Below are 20,605 nucleotides of genomic sequence, written 5' to 3'. Positions count from 1 at the left end.
ATGATTACTGACAATTCGTTAGTATGTGATAACAGCAATTATCTTAATGGCTATTCAAATACTGCATGATATCAAGACGATATTTCACAATAATCTCCAACATAATCCTCTTGAAACTGTCGACCAATTTACCCTAGCCTAATGACCAGCAGCATTACACGCTGAGCGTAAGCAACAGCATGATTAGGGGTTTAAATCCACTCCTCTGCCACGATTGAAATTGCGCACTTCTGATGTCCACTTAGAAATAAAAAAAGCACCTCGAAAGGTGCTTTTTTTATCTTTTCACGCTTGATTAGAAGCGAACAATTGCGCTCAACTGCACTCTTCGTGGTGACTGGAATGAAGTTCCTAAGCCATAATCCGGGTTCGGGTTGCCAACCGAATCAGGCGTTGTCAGGAATGAATCAACACGCAGGGTCTCTTGGGTGTTGAAAACATTAAATACATCCAGGGAGAATGTTGCTGACGCATCTTCGCCAAAATCAACTGAGTAACTGGTACCTAGGTCAAGTTGGTAAGTCCAGTCCAGGCGCTCTTCGCCGCGCGGTAGGTACTCATACACACGGTCTGATTCGCTTTGACCATCAGCTAAACCGCCACAAGTCTCCACACACACCCAGTTCATATAGTAATGCTCATCGGTTGTGTACGGGTTACCTACACCACGAATATTAATTGGGCGGCCTGATGACGCAACAAAGTTTGCAGACACTAACCAATCTTCAGTAATGGCATAGGCACCATAAAACTTAAAGGTATGGCGAACATCGTTTGGCAAATCCCCATAACCGCCGATTAAGTAAGCAGGATCGTCACCGTACTCCAACCAACCAGCGATATCATTGGTGGTATCTGAGTTGACACCGCCTTCATAGTTACCCCAGCTATGTGCCCAGGTATAAGATGCATAAAACTGCCATACATCATCCCATTGACGGTCAACCACTAAATCCAACGATGCATACTTCCTGAAGGGCACTGGGCTACCAATATCTTCACCGGTTTTACTGCGTGGATGATCACCATCAATTTGCGTTTTACCTGTATCCAGAGAAACGATTTGCTGGGTACCATTACAGTTGAGGTTAAGCGTCATCACTTTACCTGGGTTACCAATTAACCAGGTGCCCGGACTGTCACAATCACCCCAGTCATGATAAATCTTCATATCTTCAATGGCGTTTTCAAACTTACGATACATAGCTCTTGCGCCAATAGCCCAGTTATCATTCACCATAGTTTCAAAGCCAAGGATATACTCATCCTGATAACTGGCTTCAATATCATTATCTACACGATAGGATTGGTCTTCACCAGCATTGCTGACATCACCAAACTGAATCGCTTCACCGATAATCGAACCAAGATTTGGCGTAAGATTAGTTAAGCCAGCAGAAGTCATCGTTTCTGTGAAGCCGCTGGTAAAGAAACCATCAGCATCCTGTATACCATTTTCCAGATAGTAGTAATTAGAGATATCGACGGTTCCACCACCTTCTCGAGCAACCAAAGAGTTTGGCAGCGGGTAATAGTAACGACCGGCATTAGCAAAAACTTTGGTTTCGCCATCACCATTGACATCCCAGGATAAACCGAGACGAGGTGAAATCATTTCGTCGACTTTCATAAAACCGGTACCACCAGCGCCAGTCGTATCAAATTCGTCCCAGCGCACGCCAATGGTCGCAGTCAACGTATCGGTAACTGTCCAGATATCTTCCAGATAAATCGCAGAAGTTTCGGTTTCGAAATTACCGAAAGTTTTACGAGTACGGGCACGCACATAAAAATCCGACTCATCAGTCAAGGTTTCACCATTTAAAGACTCGCCTGGGCTTGCATCATAGATTTGATAACGTGTTGCATCCATGCCCGGATATGCCCGGTCCATAACCGTTGTACGTGTTTCATTATCATAACCGAAACGAAGTAAATGGCTGTCAGTAACTTCCCATTCAAAGTCCAGGCGCACTGATTCACGCTCATTAATACGGTCAGAGGTCATAAACAAGGAAGTACAACCAATGTCAAATATCGGACCTGCAGAGGTGTAATCCATGACGCGGTTACACTCTAATGCTGATGAAGCATTAGAACGTGACTGACGCTCAACCTGTCCCCACATAGCTTTAACAGTAAGGCTGTCTGTTAAATAACCGGTATAATTAACAATGTAGTTTTGTCCACCTGTAGTACCAAAGATGGTTTCTGAATATTCACCATCATCAAACAGGTCGGTTTCAACATCTTTTTCGTCTGAGAATGCGATAAATTCCAGCAAGTGGTTGTCGGTAATGTAGTAATCAAGTTTACCACCCCAGAATGCGGTATCATCTTTAGCTTCGGAGCGAGACAAATCACTCTCAGTAACACTTGTGGTCTCTACTAAGCGTGGTTCATAAAGCGCATAGAAAAACAAAGTGTCTTTAATGATTGGACCCGATGCTGAAATTGAGGCGGTCCAGGTGTCTGTTTCAGATTTAGAGCCACTAACAATTTTGTTGCCATCATTATCATAACGGTCTTTTTTAGAACCACGCAGTGAATCCGGGACCCAATAGGTATCCGCAGTAAATTTAAAATCATTACCACCAGATTTCACCACGGCATTTACAACGCCACCTGTGGTACGCCCAAATTCTGCTGAGTAACCACCAGTTTTTACCTGGAAGTCTTCATAAAACGTGAAAGGTACGCTAGAAAAACTTGTCGGGACTTCAGGATCCGTTACATTCAAGCCATTAATATAAACAGCATTTTCAGCTGCTGAAGAGCCACCAAAAGACAGACCACCATGGCGACCACCACCAGCAGTTCCCGGTGCCAGTAATGCGACCGAGTTTACACTCCGGGCGATTGGCAACCTTTCAAGTTCAACCGCACCGATATTAAAACTCGATTCCGTTGAGGCTGTATCGATGCGAGATGTGGTACCGGTAACGGTAATTGTTTCAATATCGTCACCTTGCACAACCAATCGCACTGAAGAGTCTGAGCCAACGTTAACAGTAACATTCTCAAGACTCGCTACCTGAGCACCATCTTTCGTTGCGGTAATGTTATAGGTACCAACCGGAAGACGAGGAAAACGAAAGTTGCCTTTATCGTCAACCTCTATCGTGCGGCTGGTTCCGGTGTTTACATTTTCAATGGTAATGGTAACACCTTGTATTTGTGATACCGACGCACTTTCAATCGTCCCCCTGATACCACCATCATTATTAGCAAAAGCCGCCGGCGCCGCTGCAAACATTAAGCTTGCACCAATCGCTGTCGCTATTGCATGTTTCTTAAAAAAGCTGTTAGACATGAGTATTTCCTTCAAATCATATTGTTGTTTTTTTACTCAAGGAATAATTTACCACACTTTATTAATTTGTTAACACCAGATTATTCTTTTGTTACAAAATCATGATTATTGGTGCAGGATAAGGCCAGGAAATTTGCGGTTTATCAATAGAGACTGCAAGGGTATCAGGAAACTAAAGGTGATTAGAGGTGAAAAAATATCATTTATGATGATTGCTAAAAAATTAACAACTTGAGATATCTAGAATAAAAAATTCGTATTGTATATAGTTATTTGGTATTACAACCAGCGTCGTACGCGTTGTCGATAGGCGGGGTACTGGTCAGGAAATTTTTGTCGCAATAACCGCTCTTCTGGTTTGATTTGCCATTGATTTAAGTAAGCCATAAAAAGCGGTACCCAGAGTAATGAAAGCATCGATGATAAAAGCATTCCCCAGGCAAGCAACAATAAGCTAAAACCCAGGTACATAGGATTGCGGGTAACTTTGAAAATACCTTCGCACACCAGTGTGGAGGATTGATTCGGGTCACGGGGATCAACCGTGGTATGTTGGCGCCGGAACTCAATAACGGCGAGAATAATGATCAACAATCCAGACACAGCAAAAAACAGCGCCAGCAAGCTCAGCCAACTAATGCTGAAAAGCTCATGCTGTTGATCCCGGACAAGCCACATCAAAGGGATAGATAGTAAAAATAATAACAGTGGCGGTACTTTCAGCTCTAACTTCTTCACAATCCGTCCAGCTCCAAGTCCTGCTCACTAACAGTAAGTCCGTAAAAATGATTGAGGAAATAACAAAGCTCAGTTTTTTGATATAAACAATGCCCAGACTTTTGAAATCTGGCTAAATCCCTTTCGCTTGGGAAACTAAAATAATTGCCCCCCTCTGATATCTGCTGCCCAGTTCGCACCTTAGATTCGCACAGTTGTTTTACATAGTCGGTAATCTGATCAGCCGTATGTAGGTATAACTGCAACACATGCCATAGGTAAGATTTGTCGACTTCGACGGCAATGGCTTTTGATGACAGAAGTCGGCCCCGATCAATATCGCCATTTTCGATAGTATGCAAACTAGAGCCAATGGCCTGTTGCCCATCCAGTAGAGCCCAGAACGTTGCCATAACTCCCCGATAATCTGGCAACAGGCCAGAATGTAAATTAATGACGCCGAGTTCAGGTATGCTGATTGCCGGGGGCTGTAATATTTTGCCAAAGCGAATGCTGATTATAAGGTCTGGTGCCGATGCCTTAAGTTTCTCTAAGCCACTAACCTCGTTAACATCATTAAGGGTGGAAATCGACTGGCAGGTATACTGTTGCATCCTCTCAAAGCCGAGAAAGGTATCCGGATGCATCGACTCGCACTGGTGCTGGTCAATTAACTGCAGTGCCTGTTGTGACTCCAATGCAGACAGTTTTTGCAGTTCTGGACTTGTTACGGGACTTTTACCGACCTTATCCGACAGAAATACACTCAGACGATGTTCACTCAACGCAGGAAGAATTAAATTTAAGGCGAAATTGCTGGCCAGGTCACGATTTGCCAGGAAGGTAATGTTCAATGTGGTTTCCTGCTAAAAATTCAATCAGATAACTCAATATAATACGCGGCTTTTGATAAAATTAAACTACACTTTTATGGGAAGGAAGAGAACATAATGAAGTAATAACAACAACATTCATCATAAAAAAGCCAATGAAAACATCAATACAACCACTTGGGAGAATTGAGCAATTATTTAATCGAAAACAGCAGCAAATCAAATTTCAATATCGATTATTAACTGCTAAACAGCGTGCATTGCCAAGTTTCATTGTGCTTGGAGCAAGGCACTCAGGAACGGCTGCACTGGTCAAATATTTACGACAACACCCGCAGCTGCACCATACCTTTCAATCGCAGACCCATTATTTCGATGGGGGACTGGCAAAAAACCAAGATAATTTTGACAACGGTGAAAGTTGGTACCGCGCTCACTTTCCATTAAGAAAGGAACTGGCTCCAGGACAGCAATGCTTCGAGTCGTCAACGTTTTACAGTTTTCACCCTCTGGCTGCTGAACGAATTAAAGAATTACTTCCCGGCGTAAAAATCATTTTTATCCTGCGTAATCCGATTGACCGCGCGATATGTCATTATACCGACGAAAAAAACGCCAGGCGCGAATACCTGCCACTCATTAAAGCACTACAAATGGAAGAACAACGACTAAGCTGGAGTTTGACTACTCAGGACTATCGAAGTGATGCCTTTTTGCATGCCACCTACAAATCCCGAGGCCATTACAAGGAACAAATTGAGCGTTTTTTACGCTACTTTGACCGCCAACATATTAAAATCATCAGCATTGAAGAATTCAATAAATCGCCTTTGAAAATACTCGAACAGTTGTATCAGTTTATTGGTATAAGCAATTTTCACAATAAGTCAGTAACTCCATTGCAGAGAAATCAATTAATTCACGAAACGGAAGTCAGGCGTTATCTGAATCATTATTTTAGTGAACGTAATCAGTCACTTTATGAGTTCTGCGGTAAATCATTTCACTGGTAACAAGAATAATCGTTAACAGTAACCGGAATTATTTTATCAGTTTACGACCCGACAGAAACTCTGCCAGCATGACCCAATCGCCAACCAGGCTGTACCAGGGGTAGAGAAAGGTGGCAGGTTTATTTTTTTCAAAAAAGAAATGTCCAACCCAGGCAAACCCATATCCGAGTACTGGCAATGCCAGCAGGTAGAGTGCTTTGCCAGTAAACAGCACATAAGCCAGGGCTGCAATCACCAACAGGCTGCCGATATAATGAAGTCCCCGGCAGGTTTTGTTCTGATGCTGGGACAGATAAAACGGATAGAACTCACGGAAAGACTGATACTGTTTTGCCGACATAATATTTACTACTCTTGTTCTCGATAATGAATCATCAGGTGTCCCGTCACCTTCCCGACGGTGACTTCTTTCACTACCTGATAATCACACTCTTTAAAAAACTCCAGGTATTTGTCACTGGTGACATAAATCGCAACCCCTTCGCTATCCTGGTTTTCATCAAGCACCGTATTTACTGCGGCCAGTAAATAATGACCAAATCCATGATGCTGGTGCAATGGGTGAATCGCAATAAACGACAACATATGATAATTGTTGAGGGGGACAGCATCGACAATTATCTGCTCTTTTTCGATCATCTGTTTAGTGTTGAAGTAGCCTGCGCCTAACATCATTTTCAAGCGCCAGTGCCAGAACCGTTCACTACCTAGCCCTTGGCCAGAGCTGTTGATACAGGCGACACCGACCAGGGCTTCGCCGAGATAGAGTCCCATAATCGGCTGCCTGGCCTGCCAGAATGCCGCGAGTTCTTCGCGAATTGCCGCCCTGAGCCTTTGTTCATAACCGCTGCTGCTGGCATCAAATACGTCCTTAAAAACCGGATCATCCTGGTACGACTGAAATAATAGCGAGGCTGCAAGTTTGAGCTCACCCGCCGATAAATATGATGCTCTAATGTCATTTTCAGTCGTTACTTTCACATCATTCATGATTTGGTCACTCTTCATTCCAGTTCACCGGGTCGGTCAACGGGGTTGTGATACGTTATCTCACCTTATCAGGGAAAATTAATTATAGTCAAACCAATCAGTTATTATGGATAGTAATAATGGCCCCAACAACGCCGCAGAGGCAACTATACTCTTAAAGACAATATTCACTGTAATCACAATGACGAGGGACGGGGAATGGATCTGTCGAACCATAATTTGCAAAGTTTATTCGCTCAGCTGGGATTAGATAATCGACCAGACAGCATCGACCAATTTATTGAACGACATAAAGGGTTACCAGCCCGAACCCGGTTAGAAGAGGCGAACTTCTGGACCCCGGCGCAAGCCAGCTTTCTAAAAGAGTCGATCAATCAAGACTCCGACTGGTGTGAAGTGGTTGATGTATTGGACAGTATGTTACGGTAAACCGTTAATAATAAAGCGCCAATCATTGGCGCTTTATTATTTCAGAAAGGAAATAAAATTACAGCTGAACCAGAGCCTTCTCGCCCCAGCTAACCAGTACCTTGTCCTTAAAGATCAGTGGTGTGCACTCATCCTTGGTGGTCATTCCGTCACCGTGTTTGCGATTTGTACGGTAATATAGTACCTGGATTTTTTCGCCATCTTTATCGTACGTTTCATTGAAATCCGGTACACCCATCTTCGCCTTCACTTGAGAAAAACTCATGTTTTCCTCCAACTCAGCCAGATTTTTACGGTTTTCATAAGCAGTATCCTGGCTTGAACTTATCGAATTCGCATCCCAGTCACCGTTACCATCCACAGCAATAACACATCCCGTTAATCCTGCAGTTAACGGTGCCATTACCAATAGTGCCAGCATTGTTTTTTTCATTCTATTACCTCTGAAGTTAATGTTACGGAGCTATCCGCCTATTGTTATCGTGACTAACTCAAAGCAAGTACTTTGCCAAAAAACATAACCAATTGATTTTTATCACAATAATTTAAATAGCCATATTTTCATCATGACAAGGTTGGCGACATTCGCTATTATTTAGCAAATTACCCAAACTATGTCGCATTATTCATCAATTTAGGTCCAGCCGCCAATGAGCCAGCAAGAAATTTATCAAATCGCCCAGCGATTGCATCAACAGGGCAAAACCCCAAGTGTGGCTCTAATTAAGAGTCAATTGACGGTTGCCATGCCGCTGGCTGCAATCATTAAAGGACTGCAGCAATGGCAGAAAAATCCTAAACTTGGCGAATCCCAGCCAGAATTAATTTCCACGGACAAGCCGTTGCAAGCGTTTACGCTGCAACAGGCACAACAACAAATCAGTCAGTTGCAGTCCCAAGTGGATGAGTTACAAGCCCTGGTAAAACAGCTTTCAAATGAAATAGCAGAGCTTAAAACACCTAATTAGACAGTGACTGTCAATCCATCAATAAACTCCGGCAACGAATTGGCCAGTTTTTTGGTGCCCGTGAGGCCAACCGGCTCGATCCAGACCGAACCATCCTCATTATTGACAACCAGGTTGATGTCTTCTTCGTCAGTGATGGCAAAAAATATGCTGATCGGCTGACGCAATCGACGTTTCATCATCACATGGCCAATAATATTTTGTTGTAATCGCTCAAAATCCTCAAAATTCCAGGCAAACAGTAATGACAGCTGGCCATGTTCACATTTGGCATCAATATTTTCACTGTAGGCGAGCGCGAAGAATTCCTTAACACTCGGGTGCAACTCAATTTCCAGCGCCTTTTCAACATTGGCAAAAGATAAAGGCTTAGCCAGGAAATGCGGCTTCCAGCGCGTCAACTCACCATCGTTGACTTTGTCTAGTTCAACCTCAGACGGCCAGAGTTTATCATGTTCAACTTTTGGGTAATCGCCATGTTTTTCCTGATAATCACGGACAAATGTGTCAAAAAGAGATGCCAGGCTGGTCTGGGTTGGGGTTTGTTCGTTTGCCATTCAATACGTCCTGTGCAAGTGAGTTTGGTACCGTCAATTGCAAAAAATTGCTATTATAACGACCTATTATAACGATCAGATAGATGAAATTTAAAACTCCATGAGTAATTATCAAAATGCTGATGAGCTGAAAGCTTTATTGCTGGGTAAAGAAACCGAGTATCGCAACCAATATGACGCCAGCCTGCTACAGGGCGTACCGCGAAGTCTTAATCGAGATTCGCTGGCGATTGACCAGATGTCATTACCGTTTTTTGGTGAGGATGTGTGGTACGGATTTGAATTATCCTGGCTCAATCAAAAAGGCCTGCCTCAAGTAGCCGTAGCCGAGTTTCGCTTTCCCAGTACCAGCACCAATATCGTAGAGTCAAAATCGTTCAAGCTTTATCTGAACAGTTTCAACCAGACAAAATTCGCAGGTTGGGATGACGTGGTCTCAACCCTACAGCAGGATTTGTCCCGGGTTTGTGAAGGTGATGCCAGCGTTGCCTTGTTTGATGTTGAGCACTGCCCTGCCCTTGCCCTGGCTAAAACAGAAGATTACCAACGCATTGACGATCAGGACATTGAAATCAGTGACTACCAGTTCAGTCGCGATATTTTATCTGGAGCTGTTGCTGACACCAGCATAGTCAGTGAAAAGCTGGTTAGCCATTTACTAAAATCAAACTGTTTAATCACCAATCAACCAGACTGGGCAAGTTTATATATTGATTATCGCGGACCGAAAATCGACCGCGAAAAGTTGCTACGCTACCTGGTGTCATTTCGCCAGCACAATGAATTTCATGAGCAATGCGTGGAGCGTATCTTCGTCGACCTAATGAAATTTTGCCAGTGCGAGCAACTGACGGTTTATGCCCGGTACACCCGCCGTGGCGGACTGGATATCAACCCGTTTCGTTCTACCGTGCAACAACCCGCCCCGGATTTACGCACCATTCGCCAGTAATGTTCTGGCATTAAGAAAAATATTGAGTATTTATAATACGTTACAATAAATCTTAACCATAACGAACAAATCTGTTCTAAACTGATCAATAGGAGACCCTAAGGGCCGTTTATCTTTTAAGGTGAATTTCTAATTTATAAACCTTCAACGAACAAGGTTCGGCCAATAACAATGGTCAACAGGCCCTGGGGGCTGTTTATCTTTGAGGGTCAAGTTTGCAGCGAATTGTTTGGTAGCTGACCAAGGCTTTTTATTTTTGCCGTACTTATTGTCCGGTAAAGAGAAAAAACGCTGGTCAGGTTCAAAACAAACGCTGTTCGAAGAATTCGATTTCGTGTGTTAGGCAATACGTTATAACCAAGTTGCGTTGTTATCTGAATTGCACACTTTCATCGAACAAAATTCGGCCAGCAAAGGTCAACAGGCCCTTATAACAACAATAGCTTTGAGGTCAGTATGCAGTATGAATTAAATCCCGTCGGCGAAATGCGCCTGTTATCTCCCCTGGAAGTCGAACAACTTCAACAAAGCGCCAACAGCGAGCTGTATCAATTGTATCGAAACTGTTCACTTGCGGTGCTAAATGTTGGTAGCGACACGGATGATGCCGAAGCCATTTATCAACAATACCAGAACTTCGATATCGAAGTCTTAAAGCGTGAGCGAGGTGTTAAGCTCAGGCTGATAAACCCGCCCCGACATGCCTTTGTCGACGGTAAAATTATTCATGGTATCGCCGAACAGTTGTCGGCAGTATTGCGGGACATACTGTTCATCTCAAACCGTTACATGTGTATGCCGTTGCCGCTTGCCGGCAATTTAGCTACCCATATCGTGTTCGATATTATCCGCAATGCCAATGTGATCAAGCTCGATGTTGAGCCAAACCTTATCACGTGCTGGGGCGGCCACTCTATTGACGATGTCGAATATAAATACACCAAAGAGGTCGGTTATCAATTAGGTCTGCGCGGCGTTAACATCTGTACTGGATGTGGACCTGGAGCGATGAAAGGTCCGATGAAAGGGGCAACCTTCGGTCATGCCAAACAACGCAATTACCGAGGCCGCTATATTGGAATTACCGAGCCAAGCATTATCGCTGCTGAGCCGCCAAACCCAATTGTTAATGAACTGGTGATAATGCCGGATATTGAAAAGCGCCTGGAAGCTTTTGTGCGCCTCAGCCACGGATTGATTATTTTTCCAGGTGGTGCCGGCACTGCAGAAGAGCTGTTGTTTATCCTCGGTATTTTATTAAATCCGGCTAATCGCCAGCAAAAACTCCCTATCGTCCTGACCGGTCCCCGGCAAAGTGAGCAATACTTCCGCGATCTTGATCAATTTATTGGCAAAAACCTTGGACCTCAGGCTCAGGCCTTGTACACCATCATTATTGATAATGAGCAGGAAGTTGCCCAGTACCTGCAGGATAAAATCTCAGCGGTAATCAATTATCGCAAGGCGGTTGGCGATGCGTATCATTACAACTGGTCGCTGCACATTGATGAAGAATTTCAGCAGCCATTTGAACCAACCCACGACAATATGGCAAACCTGGTGCTTGAAAAAGACATGCCTGTTAGTGAGCTGGCGGCAAACCTGCGCCGGGTTTTTTCCGGTATCGTAGCTGGTAATGTGAAGCCTGACTGGGTAGCAAAAATTCGCCAACAGGGTCCGTATCAAATATCTGGTAACAAAGAAATTATGACAGATATGGATAACCTGTTATCATCGTTCGTAAAACAACAACGAATGAAATTACCGGGTAGCAAATATGTTCCCTGCTACCAAATAGTTTCCGACACAGAATAACGATGCCAGCACATATTGTATTAATTGATGCGATGAATTTGATCCGTAGGATATACGCGGTGCAAGAGCGCCCGTTTCACTATATGGATACGCTGTCTGAGTCGACTAAACAACAAATCATTCACAATACCAAAATCCACACCATTCAGGCGGTCAGAAAAATACTCGACAGTCAGCAACCGACTCATATTCTCGCAGTGTTTGATAGTAAGCAACCATGTTGGCGTTACCAGGTTTATCCAGATTACAAAAAGGGCCGTAAGAAAATGCCCGAACACCTGGAGCAAAGTCTGGTTTCCATTCAGGACGCGTTACTTGATTTGCAGGTTGATTCTTTGGTGTCTGACGATGATGAAGCCGATGACCTGATTGCCACACTAGCGGTAAAAGTGGCCTTGCGAGCCCAGGATGTCACCATTATATCTACCGATAAGGGGTTTCTTCCCCTGCTATGCGATCACATTCGGGTATTTGATTACTTTAATCAACGTCATCTGGATGAAGCCTATGTGCGTGATAAATTTCAGGTGAAATCGACACAGCTAATCGATCTCTGGACACTGAGTGGCGATTCCACCAATAAGATCCCAGGCGTTCCCGGGATTGGCCAAATCACCGCATCGAAATTGCTGCAACAATATCACTCCCTTAAAGGCGTGCTTAATGCCAGCGATCTTAAAAACAGCCTGATGAAAACCTTAGATGAGCATAAACTGCAAATGCAACTTTATCAGGAGTTGCTGACCTTGAAAAAAGACATCCCATTAGGCTTTAATTTAAAAGACATCAGAATTCCCAAACCCGTTAGTCAGCAAGCCGTCTGATATCAACTGACAAGCGGACCAAGCAAGCAACAAAAGGAAAAGCGGACGTAAACCATGAACAAAACCATCGCCCTGAGAATATTTATTGCCGTCGTATTATATGGGGTGTTTGCCGCCGCAGTACTTCATTTTCACGAAGATGATAAGCCTGAGGACATGAGCTGGGAGGATCGTGAAGGATACAATCGCCAGTATATCGCCAAACTGTCTCTGGATAATGTGTCCGTCGATACCATCTTACAGGAATTAGGTAATCCGGATTTGACCGAAGCCAAAAAAGTCACCGTCAATAACTACCAGGTAATGTTCTACCGTACCCGCCATCGCCATAGTGACGGCATCACCACCCAGGATGAATGTACTGCATTGTTATTTAAAGACGGGGTATTGGTCGGTATTGGTGAGAGTGCGTATCAGGATTACAAAGAATTATGATTCGCTCACAATATGGTCAAAACCAGCTAATTTTGTAGGAATATTACGAAATTAGTCCTGTTTTCACCCTTAAAACTGGAATCATCTGACCAGTCATGGTATAAAGCCGCCACGATAATTTCTGCAGAAGTTTTGCAAAAAAATTTAAACTTTTTGCAATACTTTATCTGACTGTATTTGTATTTTCCTAACATTGTTAAGGCTATTTCCATGACTAAACAAACTATCACGGTGATCCCGGGTGACGGTATCGGCCCAAGTATCATTGATTCATGTTTAAAAGTGCTAGATAAAGCAGGTTGTGATTTCGAATATGAATTTGCGGATGCCGGTTTAGCTGCTTTGGAAAAACACGGTGAGCTGGTTCCTGAAGAAACCCTGAAGCTTATCGAGAAAAACAAAATTACTCTTAAAGGTCCATTAACCACGCCGGTTGGTGAAGGTTTTACTTCAATCAATGTGACCTTGCGTAAAAAATTCAAATTGTACGCAAACCTGCGCCCGGTACTTTCTTTCAAAGGTACCCGTGCCCGTTACGAAAACATTGATATTCTGACTATCCGTGAAAACACCGAAGGTATGTATTCTGGCCTGGGTCAGACAGTTTCTGAAGACGGTTCACAAGCGGAAGCGATGAGTTTAATCACTCGTGAAGGTGCTGAGCGCATCGTCACTTTCGCCTATGAGACTGCTCGTAAAGAAGGTCGTAAGAAGGTAACTGCGGTTCACAAAGCGAATATCTTAAAATCAACCTCAGGCCTGTTCCTGAAAGTTGCTCGTGAAGTTGGTGAGCGTTATCCAGATATCGAATCTACCGAAATGATTGTTGATAACTGCTGTATGCAACTGGTAATGAACCCAGAGCAGTTTGACGTTATTGTAACCACTAACCTGTTCGGTGATATCATCTCTGACTTGTGTGCAGGTCTTGTTGGTGGTCTGGGCATGGCTCCAGGTGCTAATATCGGTAAAGACTGTGCGATTTTTGAAGCGGTACACGGCAGTGCACCAGACATCGCTGGTAAGAACCTGGCCAACCCAAGCTCAGTCATTCTGGCGTCTATCCAGATGCTTGAGTACTTAGGCATGAATGACAAGGCATCAAAGATTCGTGACGCGGTTAAAGATGTTATTGAATCTGGCGACCGTACCACTCGTGATTTAGGTGGTGAGCACGGTACGACTGACTTTACAGACGCGGTTTTAGAGCGTTTGTAAGAACGTTTATGACATTTAAAAAAGCGACTTCGGTCGCTTTTTTTATTGAGAAATTCAAGGGGTCAGAGTTGTTGAAAATCAACAACTCTGACCCTCTTGATTTATTGGTGCAGTTGCGGTGTTATAAGCCCATGAAAATCAATATGTTGTTATCTATGAACCTGAAAACCCCTCTACTTGCCCTACTCGTCTGGCTGTCGTTAATCAGTCCATTCTCGCTAGTAACCGCCGCACCAGCCAATGTGGTAATCGAACAAAATGCGGTGACGTTACCATCCCTGGACAGAAGCCGAACCATCAGAGTCTACCTGCCACCGTCATATCACCAATCCGATAAACGCTATCCGGTGTTATATATGCACGATGCACAGAATCTATTTGATGACAAAACTTCCTATGCTGGTGAATGGGGAATTGATGAGAGCTTAGATAACCTGGCGAAAACAACCGGTTTTGAAGCCATTGTTGTTGGCATCGACAATCACCCAGAGTACCGTCTTAATGAATACAGTCCCTGGACTCATGAAAAGTATGGTGTCGGCGAAGGGAAAAAGTTTGTGGCAGACCTGGTTTCGACGTTGAAACCCTATATCGATCAACATTACCGTACCAATAGCGATAAAGCTAACACGGCTATCTTTGGTAGCTCGTTAGGCGCGTTTATCAGTCATTACGCATTGTTGGCGTACCCCGAGACCTTTTCCAGGGCCGGGCTGTTCTCTCCGTCTTACTGGTACAGCGACAAGGTATGGACGTTTACCGAAAAGCACGCCGCTAAGATAAACAACAGCCAGGTTTATCTATTGGTCGGCGGTCAGGAAGGTGAAAGCATGGTGCCGGACATGATGAAAATGGCAGAGCTATTGCGAACTTCCCTCCCAGACTCTTCAACAGTACAAGCCAAAGTCGTGAAAGCGGGTAAACATAACGAAGGCTTTTGGCGCAGCGAATTTGCCGAGGCGATTATATGGCTGTATGGACTCGAAACGGATTCGAAGATTAGTGGCGACTAAACCTGCCCGCATAGGCTGCTATTCTGCTGCTGGTCGAGATTCCCTGATACTTTAGGGAATCTCTCGGGTGGTAAGTGCCTTTCCACCTTCCACCTCCCACCTTCCACCTTCCATCTTAGTTTATCTCTTCCCTAACGCACGAATATGCACGGTTACCTCTTCGCGATCATAATACAAATGCTTGGCATACATTTCATACCAGACCTCATGCTCGCCAAGCATATCTTTGATCCGTTGCAGGGCTTTATTGACCTGTTGGTAACGGGCTTTGCCTGGCATTAACTTAAGATTAAAGATAGCCTCTTTACAATCGCCATCGATGATCCAACTCGCCATCAACTTCGCCACTTTGATTGGGTTTTCAATCATGTCACAAACCAGCCAGTAGTTATTTTTCTTACTAGGGCGAAACTTAAATCCATCCTGCTGGTAATGCTTTACCTGGCCGGTCTCCATTAATGACTCGGCCATTGGCCCATTATCGATAGCTTTAACCATCATACCGCGGCGCACCAGCTGATAGGTCCAGCCTCCCGGTGCTGACCCGAGATCGGTGGCATTCAGCCCTGACGTAAGACGCTCTTCCCGCTCTCCCTTAGGAATGAAATGTAAGAATGCTTCATCCAGTTTCAAGGTTGAGCGGCTCGGCGCGGCATTGGGGAATTTAAGACGTGGGATCCCCATCGGATGTGGCGACGAATTAGTCGCATAGGAATAGCCAAGCTGTACCTGTTGACCACTGAAAAATAGTGCATGGAGTATGGCGGCCCCCTCTACGAAGTCTTCACTTTCCTTTGCCGCTAACACCCCTGATTTACGCAATGCCTGACGAAGTGGTACCGAAAGCTTGCGGGTAAACTTACTCAAGGCTTTGCCATCATTGGTATCTAATGACTCGACTCGCAACTCTTCATAACGAAATTCATCACCAAGGGTCTCGGCAATCGCTTCTACCCGCTGGTATTCCGGTAACTCAATAACATCACCCAGGGTAATAAACCACTGCCGGGCAAATATCAGCCGCTTTAACGGCAATTTTTGCATCAGCGCATCGCCCTGCCCTTCATCATAAAGATGAAACTCGACCAGGCCCTGATTTTTCTTCAGTTTGATGTAACCAAAGACTTCATTCCAGGCTGCTTTTTCCTGAATTTCTGCCGCGCACTCTTTCTCAAATCCGGGGCGGCAATACAATACGATAGCTGTCATTTTTTATAAAAACCTTGCAGGGCGATCATTAACCAAGCACTAATTAGCGCCAGGCCGCCAATGGGTGTCAGTGGCGATAAGCGGGCAATTATACTGTCCGGCCAAACCACTTTGAATAAAATAATAAAACAAAACAGAAAAATCCCCAGTATCAAAGAGCAACCGGCAAGCCTGAGCAGTTTCGGGGTTTGTTTTTTATCAACGAAGCCAAGTTGCAACAACAGCAGGCTGTGCAACAGCGCAAAGCAGCAGGCAATCGCCAGCGATGACATTTCCTTTGCAGAAAAACTGCTACTACTATGCACTAACCAGGCACTAGCGGCTAACCAGAATGCACCATTAACGCCGGCGAAAATCACCAACACTTGATTCATCATCATCAGCTATGCTCCTTGATAGTCAGCCGATTTACAAAGTTGATAAGATCCGTACAACTTTGCTCGATATGTTGTTTATGGGTATAACCGGATTTTACTCTCGGTTTTAAATCATGATCACCGTCCGGGTAAAACCTAACCTCTATGTTTTGGCCAAGTTGGTAAGACAACACTTCCTGCTCATTTCCCAGGGCATCGCGCTGCCCCTGCATAATCAGCACAGGTTTTTGTTGTTGCTGTAAAGGCTCCAGTCGCAAAGATTCTGGCTTTTTTTGCGGGTGAAACGGGTAACCAAAACAAAAACCGGCGCGAACCTTGTCATCCGCTATCAGGGTCATCGCCACTCGTGACCCCATAGATTTACCTCCGATAAAAAATGGCAGTTCCCCGCGGTACGCCTCTATGATGGTGCTAAAGGCCTGCTGTAACGCTGGCATACGGTTAGGAGGCCGACGCTTGCCATCCAGTTTGCGCTGCTGCATATAAGGAAAATTAAAGCTCAGTACATGAACGCCATTTTCATTTAGTCTGGCGATAACCTGGCGAATAAATTCACTATCTTTGTCGGCGCCGGCGCCGTGGGCAAAGATCATTGTTGCTATACCTGCATCATTGGTCTTATCTAGGGTGACGCTTTCGCGGTCGAAACTCTCAACCTGAGTAAAATCAAACATTAATTTATTTTATCCTCATCAATCGCCTGTTCTTCTTCAGCCACGGTTGTCAGTACCCACTCGCGAAATTGAGCAATACGTCCTCCTTCCTGCAGTGGCGAACGACATACGATGTAAAACGCATCCTTATTCACCAGGACTTCCGGAAACGGCGCAACCAACCGGCCCGCTTCTAATTCTGGTTTTGCCAGTAAATTATGCCCCAGCGCAATGCCCTGGCCATACACTGCAGCCTGCAGCACCAGTGCCGTGTGGGAAAATATCGGTCCGCGATCCACATTGCCCGTGCTAATGCCAATATTTTTAAAAAAGCGTTTCCAATCGCGACGCGAGGTATCATGTAGCAAGGTATGCTCAGCTAAATCGCTAATTTGCGCCAGTTGCCCTTTGCTGCTCAAATCCTCTAAAAATGCCGGCGAGCAAACCGGTTGCAGGTACTCGGTCATCATTTTATCGGCGATAAGGCCGGGCCAGTGGCCGCGCCCGTAATAAAAAGCAATATCGACATCTTCGCTTAAGGTACCCTCGTCGCGGTCATCGGCAGTGATCCGCACATCAATATCCGGATACAGCCGATTGAATTCGCTCAGCCTTGGCACCAGCCACTGGATTGCCAGGCTTGCGTGGACACTGACATTGATTGCGCCTTTGGAATTGCGCGCTAGCAACCGCTGGGTTGCATCCTGCAACGAGGTGAAGATGTCTTTGATATCGAGATAATAGCCCTGGCCCTCTTCCGTTAATAACAAGGCTCGGTTTTTACGCATAAATAATTTTATGCCCAGGTGATTTTCGAGGGACTTAATTTGGTGAGAGACAGCTGCCTGGGTCACAAATAACTCATCGGCTGCTTTAGTAAAACTCAGGTGCCGGGCAGAGGCTTCAAACGCTTTTAAGGCATTTAATGGAGGAAGACGTGTCGCCATCGATTAGAAATTCTAATGAATATATGAAGCAAAATTATATAAGTAATAACGCCTTTCGGCTACCGTGCCATAACAAACAAAGCCGACACATTGCCGGCTTTGTCGGTATTTATAGAACTATTGACGATCAGTCAGTAATCAATGGCTCAAAGGATTTCACCAGTTGATCCACCGCCTGCACCTGTTGCAGGTAAGGTTTCAGGGCATGTAATGGCAAGGCACAAGGTCCGTCACATTTCGCATTATCCGGATCCGGGTGTGCTTCGATAAACAAACCGGCAATTCCCAAAGCCATCCCTGAACGCGCCAGTTGTGCCGCCTGGGCACGACGCCCATCCGCTGAGTCACTGCGGCCTCCGGGTTTTTGTAAGGCGTGAGTAGCATCAAAGATCACCGGCGCCATGGTTTTCATCTCATCCATTGCCAGCATATCGACCACTAAATTATTGTAACCGTAGCAACTTCCACGCTCGCACAGGATAACCTGCTCATTACCCGCCTCAGAGAATTTCTTGATAATGTGACGCATTTCATGAGCCGCAAGAAACTGCGGCTTTTTGACATTAATTACCGCACCGGTTTTCGCCATGGCAATTACCAGATCCGTTTGTCGTGCCAGAAAGGCTGGCAATTGAATCACATCAACGACTTCGGCGACCGGCTGCGCCTGATAGGGTTCATGGACATCGGTGATCACTGGAATATTAAACGTTGATTTAATTTCTTCGAAGATTTTCAGGCCTTCGTCCAACCCCGGGCCACGATAAGAGTTAATCGACGAGCGGTTGGCTTTATCAAAAGATGCTTTAAAAACGTATGGGATACCCAGTTCCGTGGTGATTTCCACATAACGTTCAGCGATTTGCATCGCCAAATCTCTCGACTCCAGGACATTCATTCCGCCAAATAAAACAAACGGTTTGTCGTTACTTACTTCAATGTTGGCAACAGAAATGACTTGTTGACTCATAAAAAACCTCAAATTAACCGATACTTTGCAGAATTTGACCACATAACCAGGCGGCAAACGTACCTACTGTGTAACCCAGAACTGCTAACAATACACCCACAGGCGCCAGTGATGGATGGAATGCCGATGCTACAACCGGAGCCGATGCAGCGCCGCCGACATTGGCCTGGCTGCCAACCGCCATGAAAAACAACGGTGCCTTAATTAATCGGGCCACCAGTAACATCAACGATGCATGTATTAACATCCACACAGCTCCGATAGCAAAGTATAGCGGTGCATCTTTAATCATGGTGACGTCCATCTTCATTCCGATTGAAGCAATCAGTAAGTACAACATGGCAGAACCTACTTTCGAGGCACCAACCCCTTCCAGGTTTCGGGCTTTCGTAAACGATAAGGTAATACCCACCGTTGTTGCAAATACGATCATCCAGAAGAACTTGCTATGGAAACTAAGCTTTTTCAGTTCTGGGTAGTTTTCCACAAAAAATGGGGTTATCGTATCCGCGAATAGGTGGGCAAAACCGGTAACCCCAAGCCCCACGGCTAAAATAACCATTAAATCCGGTAGCGCCGGGATCTTAGTATGCTTTTCCTGAAAGCTCTCAACTTTTTCCTGCAGTTCACGAATTGCTGACGTTTCGGCACCCGCTTTGGCATCCAATTGCTTGGCATTGGCAGACATAATCAACAGCACCGCCATCCACAGGTTGGCAACGATCACATCAACGGTGATCATCGCTGAGAAGATATCATCACCGACATGATAAATTTCTTTCATCGCTGCCTGGTTAGCACCACCACCAATCCAGGAACCTGCTACGGTGGTAAGGCCACGCCATACCGCATCCGGACCATTACCGCCGATAACTTCCGGGTAGAATGTGGAAATGATTAGTAGCGCGATTGGGCCACCAATGATAATCCCCAGTGTCCCGGTAAAAAACATCGCAACCGCGCGCCAACCGAGACCAGCGATGGCTTTTAAGTCAACACTTAAGGTGAGTAACACCAGGCAGGTCGGCAATAAAAAGCGTGACGTTACATAATAAAGGTTGGATTCTTCACCATTTATGATGCCAAAGGTATTTAACAGTGATGGCAAAAAATAACAGAGCAATACCGCAGGTACGACTGCATAAAACTTCTGCCAACCAGAATTAGCGCTATTGGCGGTATAAAAAACCGCACCGAGCATAAGTGCCAACAATCCCAGTATGGTTGCATCGTTGGTAATAAGAGCGGTATGTTCCATAAATTCTCCTGGTTAATTCTTCTTATACCAATCACACTAAGTTTGTGCACAACTCAGAGTTAGGGCAGAGGTTCAGTTACCACATAGATTTCATTGATATAGTCATTCTATATT

22 protein-coding genes are annotated in these 20,605 nt (G+C 44.9%); 9 read left to right on the top strand and 13 right to left on the bottom strand.

The features are described 5' to 3' along the window. Positions 1–295: 295 nt before the first annotated feature. The 3 genes from E8M12_RS14620 to E8M12_RS14610 all read right to left on the bottom strand — a co-directional run bounded on the left by E8M12_RS14620 (position 296) and on the right by E8M12_RS14610 (position 4,884). Complete coding sequence (locus E8M12_RS14620) at positions 296–3,313, bottom strand: TonB-dependent receptor (protein ID WP_136737009.1); 3,018 nt, start codon at positions 3,311–3,313, stop codon at positions 296–298. A 279-nt stretch (positions 3,314–3,592) separates the two neighbouring features. Then, the gene (locus E8M12_RS14615) at positions 3,593–4,051 is read right to left on the bottom strand and encodes a methyltransferase family protein (RefSeq protein ID WP_136737008.1); all 459 of its coding nucleotides are present in this window, start codon (positions 4,049–4,051) and stop codon (positions 3,593–3,595) included. After that, complete coding sequence (locus tag E8M12_RS14610; RefSeq protein ID WP_136737007.1) at positions 4,048–4,884, bottom strand: formyl transferase; 837 nt, start codon at positions 4,882–4,884, stop codon at positions 4,048–4,050. The genes E8M12_RS14615 and E8M12_RS14610 overlap by 4 nt, the downstream gene beginning before the upstream one ends. 134 nt (positions 4,885–5,018) lie before the next feature. On the opposite strand from E8M12_RS14610, the gene E8M12_RS14605 reads away from it, so the two are divergent. Beyond that, the gene (locus E8M12_RS14605) at positions 5,019–5,876 is read left to right on the top strand and encodes a sulfotransferase domain-containing protein (protein ID WP_136737006.1); all 858 of its coding nucleotides are present in this window, start codon (positions 5,019–5,021) and stop codon (positions 5,874–5,876) included. Positions 5,877–5,904: 28 nt separating this feature from the next. On the opposite strand, the gene E8M12_RS14600 is transcribed toward E8M12_RS14605, so the two are convergent. Both E8M12_RS14600 and E8M12_RS14595 read right to left on the bottom strand, forming a co-directional pair. Continuing rightward, entirely contained in the window at positions 5,905–6,216 is a 312-nt protein-coding gene (locus E8M12_RS14600) for an Mpo1-like protein (protein WP_136737005.1), read from the bottom strand. Positions 6,217–6,224: 8 nt separating this feature from the next. Beyond that, positions 6,225–6,884 (bottom strand): GNAT family protein, encoded by a 660-nt coding sequence (locus E8M12_RS14595; RefSeq protein ID WP_246034167.1) that lies wholly within the window; start codon positions 6,882–6,884, stop codon positions 6,225–6,227. Positions 6,885–7,064: 180 nt separating this feature from the next. On the opposite strand from E8M12_RS14595, the gene E8M12_RS14590 reads away from it, so the two are divergent. Beyond that, the gene (locus E8M12_RS14590) at positions 7,065–7,295 is read left to right on the top strand and encodes a DUF2789 domain-containing protein (RefSeq protein WP_136737004.1); all 231 of its coding nucleotides are present in this window, start codon (positions 7,065–7,067) and stop codon (positions 7,293–7,295) included. 58 nt (positions 7,296–7,353) lie between these two features. Here E8M12_RS14590 and E8M12_RS14585 read toward each other — a convergent pair whose 3' ends face one another. After that, positions 7,354–7,728 (bottom strand): DUF3192 domain-containing protein, encoded by a 375-nt coding sequence (locus E8M12_RS14585; RefSeq protein ID WP_246034166.1) that lies wholly within the window; start codon positions 7,726–7,728, stop codon positions 7,354–7,356. A 217-nt stretch (positions 7,729–7,945) separates the two neighbouring features. Between E8M12_RS14585 and E8M12_RS14580 the strand changes: the two genes are divergently transcribed. Beyond that, positions 7,946–8,263, top strand: a complete 318-nt coding sequence (locus E8M12_RS14580) for a hypothetical protein (RefSeq protein ID WP_136737003.1) — start codon at positions 7,946–7,948, stop codon at positions 8,261–8,263. Here the strand turns inward: E8M12_RS14580 and syd are convergent. After that, a complete protein-coding gene (syd, locus tag E8M12_RS14575) occupies positions 8,260–8,820 on the bottom strand; it encodes a SecY-interacting protein (protein WP_136737002.1) in 561 nt (186 codons plus the stop codon). The genes E8M12_RS14580 and syd overlap by 4 nt on opposite strands. Positions 8,821–8,920: 100 nt before the next feature. Here syd and queF point away from each other — a divergent pair, with 100 nt between their 5' ends. The 6 genes from queF (at position 8,921) to E8M12_RS14545 (ending at position 15,077) form a co-directional block, all read left to right on the top strand. After that, positions 8,921–9,772, top strand: coding sequence for an NADPH-dependent 7-cyano-7-deazaguanine reductase QueF (queF, locus tag E8M12_RS14570; RefSeq protein WP_136737001.1), 852 nt, complete (start codon positions 8,921–8,923; stop codon positions 9,770–9,772). Between the two features lie 456 nt (positions 9,773–10,228). Continuing rightward, entirely contained in the window at positions 10,229–11,587 is a 1,359-nt protein-coding gene (gene ppnN, locus E8M12_RS14565; RefSeq protein WP_136737000.1) for a nucleotide 5'-monophosphate nucleosidase PpnN, read from the top strand. A 2-nt stretch (positions 11,588–11,589) separates the two neighbouring features. Further along, positions 11,590–12,411 (top strand): flap endonuclease Xni, encoded by an 822-nt coding sequence (gene xni, locus E8M12_RS14560; protein WP_136736999.1) that lies wholly within the window; start codon positions 11,590–11,592, stop codon positions 12,409–12,411. Positions 12,412–12,465: 54 nt separating this feature from the next. Beyond that, positions 12,466–12,846: a DUF3192 domain-containing protein gene (locus E8M12_RS14555; protein ID WP_136736998.1), complete on the top strand. Its 381-nt coding sequence runs from the start codon at positions 12,466–12,468 to the stop codon at positions 12,844–12,846. A 210-nt stretch (positions 12,847–13,056) separates the two neighbouring features. Then, positions 13,057–14,064, top strand: coding sequence for an isocitrate dehydrogenase (locus E8M12_RS14550; protein WP_136736997.1), 1,008 nt, complete (start codon positions 13,057–13,059; stop codon positions 14,062–14,064). 8 nt (positions 14,065–14,072) lie between these two features. Further along, complete coding sequence (locus E8M12_RS14545; protein ID WP_136736996.1) at positions 14,073–15,077, top strand: alpha/beta hydrolase; 1,005 nt, start codon at positions 14,073–14,075, stop codon at positions 15,075–15,077. A 120-nt stretch (positions 15,078–15,197) separates the two neighbouring features. On the opposite strand, the gene rlmM is transcribed toward E8M12_RS14545, so the two are convergent. The 6 genes from rlmM to E8M12_RS14515 all read right to left on the bottom strand — a co-directional run bounded on the left by rlmM (position 15,198) and on the right by E8M12_RS14515 (position 20,491). After that, entirely contained in the window at positions 15,198–16,286 is a 1,089-nt protein-coding gene (gene rlmM / locus E8M12_RS14540) for a 23S rRNA (cytidine(2498)-2'-O)-methyltransferase RlmM (protein WP_136736995.1), read from the bottom strand. Next, complete coding sequence (locus tag E8M12_RS14535; protein ID WP_136736994.1) at positions 16,283–16,666, bottom strand: DUF423 domain-containing protein; 384 nt, start codon at positions 16,664–16,666, stop codon at positions 16,283–16,285. The genes rlmM and E8M12_RS14535 overlap by 4 nt, the downstream gene beginning before the upstream one ends. Continuing rightward, the gene (locus E8M12_RS14530) at positions 16,666–17,337 is read right to left on the bottom strand and encodes an alpha/beta family hydrolase (protein WP_246034164.1); all 672 of its coding nucleotides are present in this window, start codon (positions 17,335–17,337) and stop codon (positions 16,666–16,668) included. Before E8M12_RS14530 ends, E8M12_RS14535 begins: the two co-directional genes overlap by 1 nt. After that, positions 17,337–18,263, bottom strand: coding sequence for a transcriptional regulator GcvA (locus E8M12_RS14525; protein WP_136736993.1), 927 nt, complete (start codon positions 18,261–18,263; stop codon positions 17,337–17,339). The genes E8M12_RS14530 and E8M12_RS14525 overlap by 1 nt, the downstream gene beginning before the upstream one ends. Before the next feature lie 127 nt (positions 18,264–18,390). Further along, complete coding sequence (gene kdsA, locus E8M12_RS14520) at positions 18,391–19,233, bottom strand: 3-deoxy-8-phosphooctulonate synthase (RefSeq protein ID WP_136736992.1); 843 nt, start codon at positions 19,231–19,233, stop codon at positions 18,391–18,393. Between the two features lie 13 nt (positions 19,234–19,246). Continuing rightward, positions 19,247–20,491 carry a DUF819 family protein gene (locus E8M12_RS14515; protein ID WP_136736991.1) on the bottom strand — a complete coding sequence of 415 codons (1,245 nt, stop codon included), beginning with the start codon at positions 20,489–20,491 and terminating at the stop codon, positions 19,247–19,249. Between the last annotated feature and the right edge of the window lie 114 nt (positions 20,492–20,605).

Origin of the sequence: Thalassotalea mangrovi, from assembly GCF_005116735.1 — a bacterium.
In the GTDB taxonomy this organism is placed as follows: Bacteria; Pseudomonadota; Gammaproteobacteria; order Enterobacterales; family Alteromonadaceae; genus Thalassotalea_A; species Thalassotalea_A mangrovi.
Note: the sequence above shows the minus strand (reverse complement) of the source record. Positions and strands in the feature narration are given on the sequence as shown.